Annotated in this window: 12 protein-coding genes and 1 pseudogene; 8 read left to right on the plus strand and 5 right to left on the minus strand. The window is 26.6% G+C overall.

Going from position 1 to position 17369, the window contains the following annotated elements:
• The first annotated feature begins 3 nt into the window (after positions 1-3).
• From CRIB_RS05540 to lexA, 5 genes are all read left to right on the plus strand, one after another.
• A complete protein-coding gene (locus CRIB_RS05540) occupies positions 4-2904 on the plus strand; it encodes an anti-phage-associated DUF1156 domain-containing protein (protein ID WP_180703530.1) in 2901 nt (966 codons plus the stop codon).
• A gap of 17 nt (positions 2905-2921) precedes the next feature.
• Positions 2922-5624 carry a phospholipase D-like domain-containing anti-phage protein gene (locus CRIB_RS05545; RefSeq protein WP_180703531.1) on the plus strand — a complete coding sequence of 901 codons (2703 nt, stop codon included), beginning with the start codon at positions 2922-2924 and terminating at the stop codon, positions 5622-5624.
• Positions 5625-5691: 67 nt separating this feature from the next.
• Positions 5692-6111 (plus strand): restriction endonuclease, encoded by a 420-nt coding sequence (locus CRIB_RS05550; RefSeq protein WP_180703532.1) that lies wholly within the window; start codon positions 5692-5694, stop codon positions 6109-6111.
• Between the two features lie 1023 nt (positions 6112-7134).
• On the plus strand, positions 7135-8289 hold the full coding sequence (locus CRIB_RS05555) for a tyrosine-type recombinase/integrase (RefSeq protein WP_180703533.1): 1155 nt from the start codon (positions 7135-7137) through the stop codon (positions 8287-8289).
• A gap of 102 nt (positions 8290-8391) precedes the next feature.
• On the plus strand, positions 8392-9018 hold the full coding sequence (gene lexA, locus CRIB_RS05560) for a transcriptional repressor LexA (protein ID WP_180703534.1): 627 nt from the start codon (positions 8392-8394) through the stop codon (positions 9016-9018).
• Positions 9019-9097: 79 nt separating this feature from the next.
• On the opposite strand, the gene deoD is transcribed toward lexA, so the two are convergent.
• Positions 9098-9808, minus strand: a complete 711-nt coding sequence (gene deoD, locus CRIB_RS05565) for a purine-nucleoside phosphorylase (RefSeq protein ID WP_180703535.1) — start codon at positions 9806-9808, stop codon at positions 9098-9100.
• A gap of 198 nt (positions 9809-10006) precedes the next feature.
• On the opposite strand from deoD, the gene CRIB_RS05570 reads away from it, so the two are divergent.
• Both CRIB_RS05570 and nhaA read left to right on the plus strand, forming a co-directional pair.
• A complete protein-coding gene (locus CRIB_RS05570; protein WP_180703536.1) occupies positions 10007-10411 on the plus strand; it encodes a DUF4829 domain-containing protein in 405 nt (134 codons plus the stop codon).
• 135 nt (positions 10412-10546) lie between these two features.
• Positions 10547-11746: a Na+/H+ antiporter NhaA gene (gene nhaA, locus CRIB_RS05575; RefSeq protein ID WP_180703537.1), complete on the plus strand. Its 1200-nt coding sequence runs from the start codon at positions 10547-10549 to the stop codon at positions 11744-11746.
• A 201-nt stretch (positions 11747-11947) separates the two neighbouring features.
• On the opposite strand, the pseudogene CRIB_RS05580 reads toward nhaA, so the two are convergent.
• Together CRIB_RS05580 and CRIB_RS05585 are read right to left on the minus strand one after the other, a co-directional pair.
• A pseudogene (locus tag CRIB_RS05580) lies at positions 11948-12259 on the minus strand (Spx/MgsR family RNA polymerase-binding regulatory protein); the annotation flags it as partial.
• Positions 12260-12349: 90 nt separating this feature from the next.
• A complete protein-coding gene (locus CRIB_RS05585; RefSeq protein ID WP_180703539.1) occupies positions 12350-13660 on the minus strand; it encodes a hypothetical protein in 1311 nt (436 codons plus the stop codon).
• A gap of 129 nt (positions 13661-13789) precedes the next feature.
• On the opposite strand from CRIB_RS05585, the gene yaaA reads away from it, so the two are divergent.
• Positions 13790-14569, plus strand: a complete 780-nt coding sequence (gene yaaA, locus CRIB_RS05590) for a peroxide stress protein YaaA (protein WP_180703540.1) — start codon at positions 13790-13792, stop codon at positions 14567-14569.
• Between the two features lie 34 nt (positions 14570-14603).
• On the opposite strand, the gene CRIB_RS05595 is transcribed toward yaaA, so the two are convergent.
• On the minus strand, positions 14604-15446 hold the full coding sequence (locus CRIB_RS05595) for a YihY/virulence factor BrkB family protein (RefSeq protein WP_180703541.1): 843 nt from the start codon (positions 15444-15446) through the stop codon (positions 14604-14606).
• Positions 15447-15622: 176 nt separating this feature from the next.
• Positions 15623-17359 (minus strand): phospho-sugar mutase, encoded by a 1737-nt coding sequence (locus tag CRIB_RS05600; protein WP_180703542.1) that lies wholly within the window; start codon positions 17357-17359, stop codon positions 15623-15625.
• Positions 17360-17369 lie beyond the last annotated feature (10 nt).

The following is a 17369-nucleotide window of genomic DNA, read 5'->3' on the forward strand; positions in this document are numbered from 1 at the left end:
ATTATGGGAGAAAAATCATTTATTGAAGTACAATTTCCAGTATCTAAGATATCAAAAGAAAGCTATAAAGAAAGAAAAGCAGGTTCTGGTCAAACACTAACAGGGTTAGGAAAATGGTGGGGAAGAAAGCCTCTTATATTAGTAAGAGCTACTATATTAGGTTTATTGCTTCCAGCTAGTGATAATCCAGTTAAAGATAGAGATATATTTTTAAAATTACTGACTATGGATGATGAAGGATTATACAAAAGAAAAGTAAAGCCAATACCTACTAAAGATGTATATAGATTATTAGATGATGAAGAAAAGAATAAATACTTTATAATAGATGAAAAAGGTAACCCAAAGTATAAAAAAGGAATAAACAATAAACATAAAGAAGAACTACAAAAAATTTGTTTTAATAGATTGTCATATGATGAAAAAATAACATTATGTTGTAGACCCGAAGAAGTTGATAATGTTTTAAGTGAAGAAGAATGGTTAGATATAAATAATCATTTAAAAACTAATGCGAATAGTTTACAGTCATTAATTGAAGAGTTAGGAAAAAGGAAGTTTGGACATATACCAATAGTAGGAGATTGTTTTGCAGGTGGAGGTAGTATACCATTTGAAGCAGCTAGAATAGGATGTGAAGTTTATACATCAGACTTAAATCCTATAGCTTGTTTGCTTAATTGGGCAAATTTGAATATCCTTAGTAAATCTGACGAAGAAATAGAGAAGTTAAAGAATTTTCAACAAAAAGTATATGATGAGGTAGATAATCAAATACAAGAATGGGGAATAGAAACTAATGAAGAAGGTCATAGAGCAAACTCATATTTATACTGTAGTGAAGCTGATTGTCCAGAGTGTGGTTATACAGTACCATTATCTCCAAGTTGGATTATAGATAAAAAAATAAATACAATAGCAGTTTTAAATGATAATGGTGAAAAAGGATTTTATATAGAGATTAAGTCAGGAGTATCTAATAACGAATTAAAGCAATGTGAAAATACAGGGACCATAAAAAAGAGAAAAATGATTTGTCCTAATTGTAAATCAGAAACTGATATGACAGTTATTAGAAAAGATAAAATTGATAGTAATGGAAATAAGATATATGGAATAAGAAAATGGGATAAAGATGAGTTCATAAATAAAGAAGATGATGTTATTAGAGATAGATTATACTGTATAAAATATATTAAAAAATATATTGATAAAAATGGAAAGCTAAAAGAAGAAAGATATTATACATCTCCAAACGAGCCAGATATAGATAGAGAAAAAAAAGTAATAAAATTGCTTGAAGAAAGATTTAGTGAATATCAACAAAAAGGATATATACCATCAATGAAAATAGAAGGCGGATATAATACGGATCAGCCTATAAGAGAAAGAGGATGGACATATTGGCATCAACTATTTAATCCAAGACAATTATTAATACAAGGGTTACTATATGAATCAATAATGAATATAGCAAAAAGTAAAGAGGAATACACTATTGGATTGTTAAGTATAAATAAATGCACAGATTTTAACTCTAAACTAGCAGTTTGGGATTCTGGAGCAAGTAATGTTAAAAATACATTTTTTAACCAAGCGTTAAATACACTATTTAATTATGGAACTAGAGGATTAATAAAATTAAGTAATATTTGGAAAGATAATATTAATAGTTGTAATTTTACAACTCATATAAATACTATAGTTGCTATAGATGCAAGGGATTTGAATACAGAATGTGATTTATGGGTTACAGATCCACCTTATGCAGATGCTGTTAATTACCATGAATTATCCGAATTCTTTTTAGCATGGGATAAGAAAATTTTAGAAAAAGAATTTAAAGAATGGTATACAGACAGCAAAAAAGTATTAGCTATAAAAGGGAAAGGAAAATCATTCAATGAAAGTATGATAGAGGCATACTCTAACTTATCAAAAAATATGCCTGATAATGGAATGCAAGTAGTAATGTTTACACATCAAGATGTTAAAGTATGGGCAGAACTTGCATTAATATTATGGGCATCAAATTTACAAGTTACATCAGCTTGGAATATAGCAACAGAAACGGAATCTGGTGGATTAAAAGATGGTGGTAACTATGTTAAGGGAACTGTTATATTAGTTCTTAGAAAACAAAACTCAGATGATACAGCATATCTAGATGAATTATACCCAGAAATAGAAGATGAAGTAAAAAATCAAATAGACAGTATGAGGGATTTAGACGATAAAGATGACCCTAATTTTTCAGACCAAGATTATATATTAGCTGCATATGCAGCAGCATTAAAAATATTAACATCATATAAAAATATAGAAGATATAGATGTTCAACATGAATTATTAAAATCAGATTCTAACTCGCCGATAGTAAATATAATAAATGAAGCTAAAAAAATAGCATTTGATTATTTAACACCTAAAGGATTTGATTCGTATACTTGGAGGACATTACTTCCAGAAGAGAGATTTTATATAAAGGGACTAGATACTGAAAAAGAAGGTGTATATAAAATAAGTGCATATCAAGAACTTGGTAGAGGGTTTGGAGTAAGAGAATACTCAGATATGATGGCGAGTACAAAAGCAAATCAATCAAGATTAAAAACTGCAAGTGAATTTGCCATGAAGTATACTAATGACAACTCTAAATTTGGTCATTCTGTACTTAGAAATGTACTTATAGCATTGTATAAATCAAGTAAAGATGAAGATGCAAATAAAGGTAAAGCGTGGATAAAAAATGAAGTTGAAGGATATTGGAATGAACGAAGTAAAATAGTTGAAATACTAAATTATATATCTACCTTAGAGTATATTGAAAATATGAAGCATTGGGAAAAAGATGCTAAGTCTGCAAAAATATTATTAGAATTAGTTAAAAATGATGGAGTATAAAATAAGAGGAGTAAAAAATGATAAATAGATATTCTTCTAGAAAAGAAAAACTAAATGAGAGTTTTTTAAATTCAAAGCTTAAAGAGGCTAAGTCTTACGATAGAATAGCCGGATATTTTAGGTCTTCTATATTAGAGTTAACAGGTGAAGCATTAGAAAATATAGAAGGTAAGGTAAGAGTAGTTTGTAATTCAGATTTAAATATAGAAGATGTTAAAACTGCTACAGCTGCTCATAATGCAATGAGAAAAGATTGGTGCTCTAGCAATCCAGAAGAAGAGTATAAAAATATGCCTAATAAATTAAAAAAATTATATAATCTTCTTAAAAGTGGAAAATTAGAAGTTAGGGTTATACCTAATGAAGCTTTTGGACTTATTCATGGTAAAGCAGGAGTAATAACATTTAAAGATGGTAGTAAAACTTCATTTATGGGAAGTATAAATGAATCCTATTCGGCATTTAAAATAAATTATGAATTGATTTGGGAAGATGATTCACAAGAAGCTATAGATTGGGTTCAAGAAGAATTTAACTCTTTATGGAACAGTAGATATGCTGTTCCTTTATCTAATTTTATAATAGAAGATATAAATAGAATTTCTAAGCGTGAAAAAATAGATAGTATAGAGGCGTGGAAAAAAGAAGCTAATCCAGCTGAAATAGTTGTTGAATCATCTGTGTATAGAAAAGAGTTAGGTCTTTGGGACCATCAAAAATACTTTGTAAATTTAGCATTTAATGAACATAAAAAGAGTTATGGAGCACGATATATACTTGCTGATATGGTTGGTCTTGGTAAAACTATTCAATTAGCATTATCAGCTCAATTAATGGCTTTATATGGAGATAAGCCTATATTGGTTATAGCACCGAAAACTCTTATTTGGCAATGGCAAGAAGAAATCAATAATCTTTTAGATATGCCATCAGCAGTATGGGATGCTAAAGATTGGATAGATGAAAATGGTATAAAACATATATCAGATGGAATTAATTCTATAAAGAAATGCCCTAGACGAGTTGGAATAGTATCTCAAGGATTAATTACAGCAAACTCTCCAATTACAGAAAAATTATTAGAAGTAGAATACGAATGTATTATAGTTGATGAATGTCATAGAGCTAGGCGTAAAAATCTTGGTCAAAATAAAGAACACGAAAAAGCAAATCCTAATAATCTTATGAAATTTTTACTTCAAATATCAAAGAAAACTAAAAGTATGTTATTAGCAACAGCAACTCCAGTACAATTACATCCGATAGAAGCATATGACCTTATGAATATATTATCTCAAAAAAATGATAGTGTTTTAGGTAGTATATTTAGCAAGTGGAGAACAGAACCAAATAAAGGTTTAGATTTAGTAATGGGAAAAGAAAGCTCAATTAAAGATACTGAAATATTTGAGTGGGTTAGAGATCCATTTCCATCATCATCTGAGAATAAAGATTTTGAACTTATAAGAAGGAATCTTGAATTAAAAGATGATGACTTTATAATAACGCATAAAAGTAAAGATAAACTAAGAAAATCTGAATTAAGAAGGCTTGAAAGGCTTATTGAAGGTGATTATATTCAAAACTATAATCCTTATTTAAGGCATATTGTAAGGAGAACAAGGGATTATTTAGAAAATACTATAAATCCTGAAACGGGAGAAGTATACCTTAAACCTGTTAGGGTAAAGTTATTTGGCGAAGATGATAGAGAAGCTATAATTTTACCAGTTTATTTAAAAGAGGCATATAAATATGCAGAACAGTTCTGTACATTACTTCAAAAAAGAGTGAAAGGCGGAGGATTTTTTAAAACTTTATTATTAAAAAGGCTTGGTAGTACTATGATAGCTGGTAAAAATACGGCTGAAAAACTACTACAAGATGTTAATTACATTTTAGATGATGATGAAGATGAATTGGTAGATTTTAATAATGAGGATTTAAGTGAATTTAAAAATTTAAGTACGGAAGAAATTACTTGCTTAAATAATTTGATTTATATGCTTGAAGAAAATGAAGGAAATGATCCTAAGTACAACTTAATACACAAGTTATTATTAGAATATAAATGGTTAGAAAGAGGATGTATTATATTTTCTCAATATTATGATTCTGCATATTGGGTAGCGGAATCTTTATCAAAGGATTTAAAGAATATAAAAATTGGAATATACGCAGGTGGAGATAAATCAGGAATTATTATTAATGGTAGATATGAGAGATGTAGTAAAGAAAATATAAAAGAAATGGTTAAAAATAAGCAGATAAAGATACTCGTTGGTACAGATGCCGCTAGTGAAGGTCTAAACTTACAAACATTAGGATCACTTATAAATCTAGACTTACCTTGGAATCCAACTAGATTAGAACAAAGAAAAGGAAGAATTCAAAGGATTGGTCAAGTTTATGATGAGGTATATATTTATAACATGAGATATAAGGATTCTGTTGAAGATAAGGTACACTTTATGTTATCAGAGAGACTAGAAAGCATACATAGTTTGTTCGGACAGATTCCGGATATACTACAAGATGTTTGGATTGATGTAGCTTTAAACGAAATAGAAAAGGCTAAAGAAAGAATTGATGCAGTTCCTAAGAAGCATCCTTTTAACTTAAGATATCAAAGTTGTGTTTCATCTGTTGATTGGGAAAGCTGTTCTAGAGTATTAGATATTACAGAGAAAAGAAAACACTTGACGAATGTATGGAGATAAGTAAATAAAGAGAACTATATAGTTTGGCTACTCTAAGTTTAGAGGCGGAGATTGTTACTCTATAAAAATGTTCAATGACAACGAACTCCTTACTTATTTAAATTACAAAATAATAGAAAGTAAGAAATCTCCGTACAGCTATGCTATATGTGATTCATATGTTGAAACTAAATTTGCCAAGAAATTTGAAGAAAGAGATGAAGTTAAAGTGTATGTAAAGTTACCAAGTTGGTTTAAGATAGAGACTCCTATTGGAAGCTATAATCCTGACTGGGCTGTTGTTATTAATGAAATAGACGAAGAGAGACTTTATTTTGTAGTAGAAACTAAAGGTAAAAGTGATATCAGTCTTCTTAGAGAAGAAGAACAATCTAAAATAAAGTGTGCTAAAAAGCATTTTGAAGCTCTTGGTGAAAAAGTTGAATTTATGGCACCAGAAAGCAACCCTGATGAATTTATGGAAAAAGCTAGAGATGTATTTGCTTAAAGTGTCTAGGAAAATTAGAGCTCATATTTCTACAGAAGCTTATACGAACCATAAATTTAATTTATCTATTCAAAGTTTGACTTAATGACTTAATATCCGGGGTTTATAAAAATGGACCATTAAATTTTATACGTTTATATACGAATATTAATCCAAAACACTTAAATATATTTTAGTTGATGATTATTAAAAAGAAAATACAATAAAAATACTAAGCGTTGATAATAATATAGGAATTGCATATGTAGAAACATTATAAGGTGAGTTTTAGGTTTGAAGTTGATTTAGAATGATTAAGTGAAGAAATAGAAAAATAAATTTTATAATTAAATTACTGAAAATAATTAAAAAAATTATAATACATGTAAATATTAAAATTTATAATAAAAACAAATCTGTATATAAAATGAATATGCATGCGTATTTATTATAATATAAATTGTAATTATAAAAATAATAAATACGCATGCATATATAATAATAACGAAAGAAGAGAGCTATAGTATGCAATTTTCTATTATATAAAACTATCCTTTAAATGTATATTTAGGGTATAGTTAGTATTAAGATAAGCCACTTTCGTATAAAACCTATATTTTATAGCCAAATTACAAATTATATAAAAAATCAATTATGCATGCATATTTTATATTTTTATATTTGATTTAATAAATTATTTTTTTATAATTTATTAATCATATTTAATTAATTTAAATTAATTAAAATCATTTATCAAACCTTAAACAACGAATCTAATCAAAACTAAAATTTATTAATTAATATTCAATTTCTAAATCTTAATCCGATATCTTAAGAATCTTTTATCTATATGCATGCATATCCACTTAAATTACATTATATAAATTAAGCTTCTTATTTCATCTATAATATTTAGCTTATAGCTTTACAAATCCATCTAACTATCCCTTAAATAAATCTCAATTTCAATATTTAAGGGATAGTTGAAATGAATGTTTATATGTGTTATTTTATAAATATGAAAAATTTTAGGAGATAATTTATATGGATGATAAAAAAATTATAAAAATACATAATAAATCAGATAAACCAGATAACATCGTATTTAAAGAGAATGTGTTAATAGAAAGATGTATAAAGGTAGAAAATAAGCTGCCTAAGTTTATGAAAGATTACTTTATCTATCTAAAAGGATCTGTAGCAACCTCTACTCGACTTGCTTATTTAGAGGATATTCATTTCTTTTGTGTTTATCTAACAGAAACAAAAGATGTAACAAGTGCAGACAAACCTTTTGATATTACATTAGACGATTTTAAAAAGATAAAAGCTAGAGATATTAATTTATTTTTAGGCGATTATTGTAGTAGATATTATAAGCATACTGAGAAAAATACCCTAATATTTGAAAATAATAGTCGTGCATTAGCCAGAAAAAAATCATCACTATCTACTCTATTTAAATTTTTATATAGGAATGATCAATTAGATAACAACATAACAGATGGTTTTAACCCTATTAAGCTTCCGAAGCCTCAACCAGACGCTATAAAGCGACTTGAGATTGATGAAGTTGCAAAAATGTTAGATGCGGTTGATACTGGTTACGGTTTAACAGATAAAGAAAAAGTTTATTGGCGAAAAACTAGGCTTCGTGATAAAGCTATCTTAGCGTTATTTGTTACATATGGACTTAGATTAAATGAGCTTCGAGAATTGAATATTTCCTCTTTTAATTTTTCTAGAGGTGAATTTAAAATTTATAGAAAAAGAGGTAAAGAAGTTTTAATGCCAATTAACCATACATGTGAGTCTGTTGTAAAAGATTATATATTAAATGAAAGACCACAAAGTGAGCTTTTAAAAGAAGAATATAAAGATACCTTATTTTTATCTCTTCAAAATAAGAGAATGGATCCTAAAGCTATTAGACAACTTGTAAAGAAATATACGTCTATTTCTATGGAAACTTCAAGAGAAAGCGGTTATAGTCCTCATAAATTAAGAGCTACTGCAGCAACTTCTTTAATACAAAGCGGTTTCTCTATATACGATGTTCAAAATTTACTAGATCATGACAATGTTACAACAACACAACTTTATGCAGCTCATAAAAAGAATGTTAAAAGAGATATTGTTAACAATTTTGAATGGATTGATGAAGATGAAAAAAATGAAATTGAAGATTTAAATATTTAAAAAGTATCATTTTATACGTTCGAGAACAAATGTTTGTACAAATGTATTCATTGTGTTACAATATAATTATAAATTAAAATTAGGTTAGAAAGGATAACTTTTATGTATTTAGATTTAAGCCCAAAGCAAATATTGATACTAGAGTTTATCAAGGAACAAATTGCACTTAAAGGATATCCACCTTCAGTTAGAGAAACATGTGAAGCTGTTGGTTTAAAGTCTACATCTACTGTACACTCACATTTAAATAAACTTGAAAAATATGGATATATAAGAAGAGATGCAACAAAACCTAGAGCTATTGAAGTCTTAGATGGAAACAAAACAACATTTAATCATGAAGTACTTAATCTACCATTAGTTGGTCAAGTAACTGCTGGACAACCAATATTAGCTGAAGAGAATGTTGAAGAATATATCCCCTTCCCTGCTAACTTCGTAAAAGGTAATGACAACTTCGTGTTAAAAATTAAAGGCGATAGTATGATTAATGCAGGTATTTTAAATGGTGATTACGTAATAGTAGATAGAAAAAATACTTCATCTAATGGACAAATAGTAGTTGCTCTTATCCATAAAGAATATGCTACTGTAAAAAGATTTTTTAGTGAAGATAATAATATGATACGCCTTCAGCCAGAAAATGATTTTATGGATCCTATAATGTTAAATTATAAAGATGTTGAAGTTATAGGAATAGTTACTGGGGTATTTAGAGTTATAAAATAAAAAAGATAAGGTTTTATATTGCCTTATCTTTTTTATTTATTTTAATTTTTTAATAATCATATAGCTAAAAATGATTTAATTAAGCTAATTCTAAAGCTATCTCCATCATTTTAGTAAATGCTACTTGTCTTTCATGAGATGTTGTTTCTTCTCCTGTTAAAGGACAATCTGAAATAGTAAGTATTGCTAAAGCATTAACACCAGCTCTAGCTGCATTCATATAAAGACCTGCTGCTTCCATTTCAACACAAAGAACGCCCATCTTTTGCCATTTAGCTAAGTTATCTAATCCTGCATCACTATAAAATACGTCATTTGAAAGAACATTTCCAACTGATACCTTTGTTCCTTGCTCTTTTGCAACTTCAATAGCCTTTTGCATTAATTCATAACTAGCTATTGGAGCAAATGTTCCAGGTAAATTATATTGTGAAGCATAGTTTGAATCTGTGCATGCTCCCATACCTATAACTACATCATGTAATTTTAAATCTTTGTTTATAGCTCCAGCTGAACCTACTCTTATTAAGTTCTTAACGTTATAAAAATGTATAAGCTCATAAGAGTATATTCCTATAGATGGTATACCCATACCTGATCCTTGAACAGATATTCTTTTTCCTTTATAGTATCCTGTATATCCAAACATTCCTCTTACAGTGTTATATTGAACTACATCTTCTAAGAAAGTTTCTGCTATAAATTTAGCTCTTAATGGGTCTCCTGGCAATAAGACTGTTTCTGCTATATCGCCTAATTTTGCATTATTGTGTGGTGTTGGTGTACTCATTTATCCTGCCTCCTAATTTTGTTATTGTATGTACATATAATGTATTCCCAAATAAATGATTATTAATTCATTTTTTGGCATCTATAGTAGTATACTATAAATAAGATTATATTTTCTATACTATAAATGGAAATTTTTTATCAGGAGGGATATTTTATTAAAAATAATCAAATACTTTCTATATTAATACTAATACCCATGTTAATCCTATCATTTATACTTACTTTCAAGTCTGATTCTATTGATAATAATGCAAAAGCTACTATTTATAATTATGTTGAATGTATTAATAAAAAAGATTTAGATTCGATTTCAAAATTAGTTACAAAAGATAAAGTTTCAGATTTAAAATTACAAATTGATAATATAAAAAGTATATCTTTAATAAAAGTTGAAGAAGAAACAGATATAAATTTAATAAATGATTATCTAAAAGATAACTCTCTATATGATAAAAACTTAAAGATTTTTAAAATAAACTATAGTATTAATTATGAAAATGAAACAGAAAGCAAAATTTATGAAAGTTTATGTTCCTTAATTTCTGATCAATCAGATAGGTGGTTAATTAATAATTTTAATATCGTATTATCTAAAAAGTAGCTTAATTAATTTAAGCTGCTTTTAAATTTATATACATATTCTATTTATCATATTTATAACTCTAGTCTCATACATTTATTTATAGTTATTTTATGATAGATAACAAAATTTTTTATAATTGGTTGGTGAATTTAATTGAGATTATTGCGTACTTATAGAAAAAGTATAAAGATTGAAGCTCTTACCAGTATATTTTTACTGATTGCAACTATATCTGCTTTATTTGTTTATAATACTTCACTAAAAGATATGTACGACTATATATTAAATGACATATACATAGTAAATGAATTTTCGATACATATGTTTATAAATGAATTTTTAATGTCTATATTCTTTTTAGTTGCAGGTTTAGAAATAAAAGCTGAAATATTACATGGTAACCTATCATCTTTTAAAAAAGCTTCTTTTCCAGTTTTTGCGTCCATAGGAGGCGTAATTGTTCCTGCGTTAATATTTATATTCATAAATAGGAATAGCCCATTTTTAAGTGGATTTTGTATTCCTATATCTACAGATATTGCATTTGCAGTAGGTATATTTATTTTATTTTCTAATAAGTTTAATCCTGCACTTAAAGTGTTTTTATTGTCTTTAGCTGTTGTTGATGATTTAATATCTATAGCTTTCATAGCCATCCTATATTCTTTAGATATAAATTTTACATATTTGATAATTTCATTTGCAATTTTAATAACTTTGATTATAGCCAATAAATTATTTAAAGTTGAAAGTATTATATACTACCTTATAAGTGGGTTATGTTTATGGTATTTTGTACATTTAAGTGGAGTACATTCTACTATAAGTGGAATTATATTAGCTATTGCTATTCCATCAAAATCTTATACATGTAGAAAAAGTACCTTAGATAGATTACAATGTCTATTGGTACCTATAAATAGTTTATTTATTATACCGTTATTTGCTTTTGCAAATACTGGTATAGAACTTACATATAATATTGATATAAGTAGCGCTAAACCTCTTTATATAGGCATAATATTGGGACTTAGTGTAGGTAAACCTCTAGGTATTATGTTATTTTGCTATTTAGGAAATTTACTTAAGTTTACAGAAAAACCTAAAAATATAAGTTGGCTGGCTATATTTTTTGTATCGCTTATTGCTGGTATCGGATTTACCATGTCTATATTTGTATCAGAACTAGCATTTGTTCATAATCTAACACTTATAAATATAGCTAAAATGGCAATACTTATTTCTGCATCTATATCTATAGCCGCAAGTTTTATAACAATAAGTATTTACATATATGTATGTAAATTAAAAAACAAAACTACAAACTTAACTAGTAAATATTTAATATCTTGAAAATAATATTTTTTATAAATAATTATAATTTGCAATTAGATAAAATTAGATAAAAAAAGTTTTTATTTTGTAAGATAAAGTTTTTATTGTTTTAAATTTACTTTTTTAAGTAAAATGCTATTTCTTCAAATGGCCTGACTTAAAAAAATAAAGAAGTTATCTCTTAAAGAGGTAGCTTCTTTATTTTTTATATTAATTAAATTATAATAGCTTTTCTTTCCATTCATCTACTTTAAATCCTATAACTACATTTTTACCATCATAAGCTATAGGTCTTTTTATAAGCATTCCGTCGCTTGATAATATATCTAAAAGCTTTTCATCTGATTCGGTTTTAACGATATCTTTTAAACCAAGTTCTCTATATTTTACTCCACTAGTGTTAAAGAACTTTTTAAGCTCATATCCACTTACTTCATACATTTCTTTTAATTCTTCTTTACTTGGTGGATTTTTAACTATTTCTATATTTTCAAATTCTAAATTATTTTCCTCAAGCCAAACCTTGGCCTTTCTTACGGTAGATCATTTTGAATATCCATAAAATTTTATCATATTTATCATCCTTTCTATTATATATCTATATACCCTCAAATAAATAATCTAATCTAATTTATTCCAAGGTACAACTTCGACTTCTCCAAACCATCTTTCTTTAAGTCTATTCGAATACTCACCTTTATATCCTATAAAAGAAAGAACTATAAGCTCAATATACTTTGTACCTATTTGGATTATATTCCACATATCTTCCACTGTTAAATTAGCTCTATTGTCTTTTCTAACTGGATGAACTATTTTATTTCTAAAATATATTACAAGATCTACTCCATCATCAAATTTTCCTCTTATCCAATCATCAAATAATTCAAGTTCATCACTTCCATGAGGTATATTACAAGCATTTAAAACCAATTTAATATTTTTAGAGGCATTGTTTTGATCAAATTGCTCATCATCTAATAAACCTTCTTTTTCTACAAGGATTATATATGAAAGAGCTTCTAAGGCAATTTGAATCGATATTATATTATTTTCTAAGGTTATATCTCCAAGGGATTCTATATACCAATCTATAACATGTTTTATAGCTGGTCCATAATAACCATCCTCTAATTTATTACACATAAGTGACAAATACTTTTCTATGTTATGATGATTTGAAATAGTGTCTGTCCAAGTTGGAACAAATCTAAATGGTGTAACTATATTTTCTATCCATAGTCTATATGTATTATTATTATTTTTATATCCCTTAGCAAGACATATGCCTATATACCTACCACACATAAAACTAAGGGCTGTAGATATTCTATCTAAGAAATTTATAATATTATTAGTTTTAAAAGGTCGATTGTCTTTTCGCTTAATGCGCCCTATATGAGTTATTAAAAAACCTGATTTAGATTTTAGTTCATCATTAAGCTCTCTTCTATAATCATATCTTTTATCTATAGTAATATGAAAATCACTTATATCAAACTCTATTCTACCTGCAAATAATTTATCAACATGCTTTATCAAATCACCTGGAAACTTATCTAAATTAACTATATTAAAATCAACATAATCTACAAAAGAGTTTTTCGATTTTATATGGTTATCATTTATATAACCTTCCATATTAAAATCATTTCTAGCATTTATAGTTATTGAGATTGGTTTATATCCATAAATCTCAAGTATTGCATTGTCATAATCTAATTCTAAATCAACATCCTCGTCTTCAACGAATAGTATCTGTGCTTTAAAATTTATAGATATGGGAGGAGTCATTTTGTAATAGATTATACCACTACATCTATATTTTCTATCTAAGTAAATACAGAAACGTCCTTCATAAATGCTTATATCTTCGTCTATTTTGTACCTCAAATACTCAGAAGATATTGCATTCCTAATTACTTTAGCCATTTACCCACCCCTGTAATATTATAGTATACATTATTATATCATAATAAGTAGTTTAATATATAGATTTAAATTTTTAATATTATGGTATATAATTAATAAAATATGAAAAGAAAATAAGAGGTGAATAATTTGATAACTATAATATCTCCTGCAACCACTATGAATTTTGATAAAGATATTAATTTAGAAAACTCTTTTGACCCAGTATTTAAAGAAGACATAAATTATCTTATAAGTATACTAAAAGAACTAAATATAAAAGAAATAAGCGATTTGATGAATTTGAGTGAAGATTTGTCTAAATTAAATTATGATAGATACCAAAACTTATTAAATTCTAATAATAAAAAGCTTCAAAGCATACTTGCTTTTGATGGAGAAGTATTTAATTCTATGAATACTTCAGATTTTAATGAATATGATTTTAACTTTGCAAATGAACATCTAAGGATTTTATCTGGTTTATATGGAATATTATCCCCTTTAGATTTAATAGAGCCTTATAGGCTTGAAATGAAAGCTAAACTTGAAAATAAAAACGGAAAAGATTTATATAAGTTCTGGAAAAGTAAAATAACAGATTACATAATTAAAGAATTAGAGAATCATGAAAATAAAGTACTATTAAACTTAGCTTCATCAGAATATCTAAAATGTATTGACTTAAAACTTATAAAAAAAGATTTTAAGTTTATAGATGTGGTATTTAAAGATTATGATTTAAAGACAAATACATATAAGGTAAAAGGACTTTATGCTAAAAAAGCTCGTGGATATATGTGTAGATTTATAATAAAAAATAAAATAGATTCTGTTGATGATTTATTAAAATTTAATATTGAAGGTTATACCTATAATAATGACCTATCGTATGATGATGTAATAACATTTACAAGAAAAAATATATAAATAAAAAGAGTATCTATTATGGTATTAATCATATTTAGATACTCTTTTTTGCCTTTTTTAATTTTCTAAAGTATAATCGTACATTTACTTCTAATCCTATTAATATAGACCAACTACTTAAATAAAGCCATGTTATTAAAACTATAATTCCGCCAATACTTCCATAGACAACTTCATAATTTGAATAGTTATTAGTATAATATGAATAAAAAAATGATATAAATAACCACACTAATGTAGCTATTATAGAGCCAGGTATTACATCTTTTGTTTTTATCTTCTTATTTGGTGTGTATTTATATAAATTAACTAATATAATTATAAGGGTAGATATTCCTACTATATATCTAAGAATATTCCATATATATATAAATATACTATTAAGGCCTATAATATTAAATATAAAGTATCCTATCAATTCTCCATAAATCAATAGTATTATAGATGAGAAAATAAGAACTAAAATACTTATAGTAAAAATAAAACTAATTATACATACTTTAAGAAAAGATCTAGTTTCTTTAACTTTATAAGATTTATTCATCCATCGAATTAATGATCTGATTCCTCTTGATGAAGTCCATAAAGTAAAAACAAAACTTAATATTAAAAATCCTAAGCTTTTATTATCTATTGCTGAATTTATTATAGATAATATTATAGTAAATACACTTTCTGGAAGGATATTTCTTATTGTTAAAATAGACTTATTTAAATGAAACGTTGGTATATAAACTATAATACTTATAGTAAATATTAAAAATGGAAACATAGATAATAGTAAATAAAAAGACATTTCAGCAGCTTTAGAATTTATTTCATTATAATTAAATTTTCTAGAAATATCTCTAATATAATCTACATTTAATTTTTTCATAAATTACTCCTATAAACTTTTTGATTTATTTTATATTGTATTTTAAATTCTATATATTAATTACTTATATTTAAAATTAAATTATTTAAAATTGTAACTTATATATAATAAAAGAGCTCTATTTAGTGAAAAACAACACTATATAGAACTCTTACTATATATATTATATTAAGCTATTAACAGTAAAGCTTACTAGTAGCTTCTTTATTTTCTATAATTAGACTATTAACAGTAGTATCTATATATTTATTTATACTATCAATCTTATCAGTAGCTTCATTTTCATTTATACCTTTTACAGCTATATAGAATTTAAGTTTAGGTTCAGTTCCAGACGGTCTTATAGCAACCCAAGATCCATCCTCTAAAAAGAACTTTAATACATCAGCTTTTGGAAGATTATCTATACCCTTTGAATAGTCTTTCATATCAACCACCTTAAAGTCTCCCATAGAACTTACTTTATTTTCTCTAAAATAGCTTATGATATCTTTTATCTTAGCTAAACCTTCTATACCTTTTAATGTTATTGATATAGTTTTCTCTTTAAAGAATCCATACTTTTCATATAAAGATATTAAACCTTCATATAAGCTCATACCTTTTGAATAGTAGTAAGCAGCCATTTCAGATATTAAAACTGAAGCAACTACACCATCTTTATCTCTAGCATGAGTTCCAACTAAGTATCCATAACTTTCTTCATATCCGAATAAATAAGTCTTTTCATTATTATTTTCTTCAAATGACTTAATCTTCTCTCCTATAAATTTAAATCCAGTTAAAACATTTAATACTTCTACATTATTAGCTTTAGCAATATCTGCACCAAACTCAGAAGTAACTATAGTTTTTATAAGTGTAGAGTTTTCTTTTAACTCACCTTTTTCTTTTAATCCTTCTATTATATAGTCAGTTAAAAGTCCACCTATTTGGTTTCCAGTTAAAAGTGCATAATCTCCAGTAGTAGTCTTAACAGCTACACCAACTCTATCACAATCAGGGTCAGTTGCTATAACTAAATCAGCACCATTTCTTTTAGCTAATTCTATACCTCTACTTAGAGCTTTTTGTTCTTCTGGATTAGGATATTCTATTCCTGCAAAGTTAGGATCTGGATTTTCCTCTTCTTTAACGACTATTATATTTTCAAATCCAACTTCTGATAAAGCACGTCTTATTGGTTTATTACCAGTACCGCAAAGTGGAGTAAACACTATTTTAAATTCTTTTCCTACTTTTTCTATTAAATCTTTTCTTATAACTTGTTTTTTAACAGCTTCAATAAATTCAGTATCTGCTTTTTCATCTAATGTCACAACTAAATTTTTATTTTCCTCTGTTAATGTAGGTATTGTGCTATAATCATGTATACTGTTTATTTCTTCAGTTATAGCATTTGCAATATGTGGCATAACTTGAGCTCCATCTTCCCAGTATACTTTGTATCCATTATATTCTGGTGGATTGTGACTAGCAGTTATAACTATACCAGCTATAGTATTTAAGTTTCTAACTGCAAAAGATAATTCAGGAGTAGTTCTTAAAGAGTCAAATATATATGCTTTTATACCACAAGCCGCTAATGTATTTGCTGCTTCTATACAAAATTCTCTAGACATATGTCTATTATCGTGAGCTATTACAACACCTCTACTTTTTTCTTCTTCAGTAGTGTTCTTTATTATGTAATTAGCAAGACCAAAAGTAGCTCTTCTTACTGTATATATATTAATTCTATTAGTTCCAGCAGCTATAACACCTCTTAACCCTGCTGTACCAAACTCTAAATCCTTGTAAAATCTATCTTCAATTTCCTTTTCATTACCTTCTAAATTTAATAGTTCTTCCTTAGTTTCTTTGTCAAAGTATGGATTGTTTCTCCATTCTTTATACTTATCCATATAGTTCATTATAAAAATG

This window comes from Romboutsia ilealis (assembly GCF_900015215.1).
Taxonomy (GTDB): domain Bacteria; phylum Bacillota; class Clostridia; order Peptostreptococcales; family Peptostreptococcaceae; genus Romboutsia; species Romboutsia ilealis.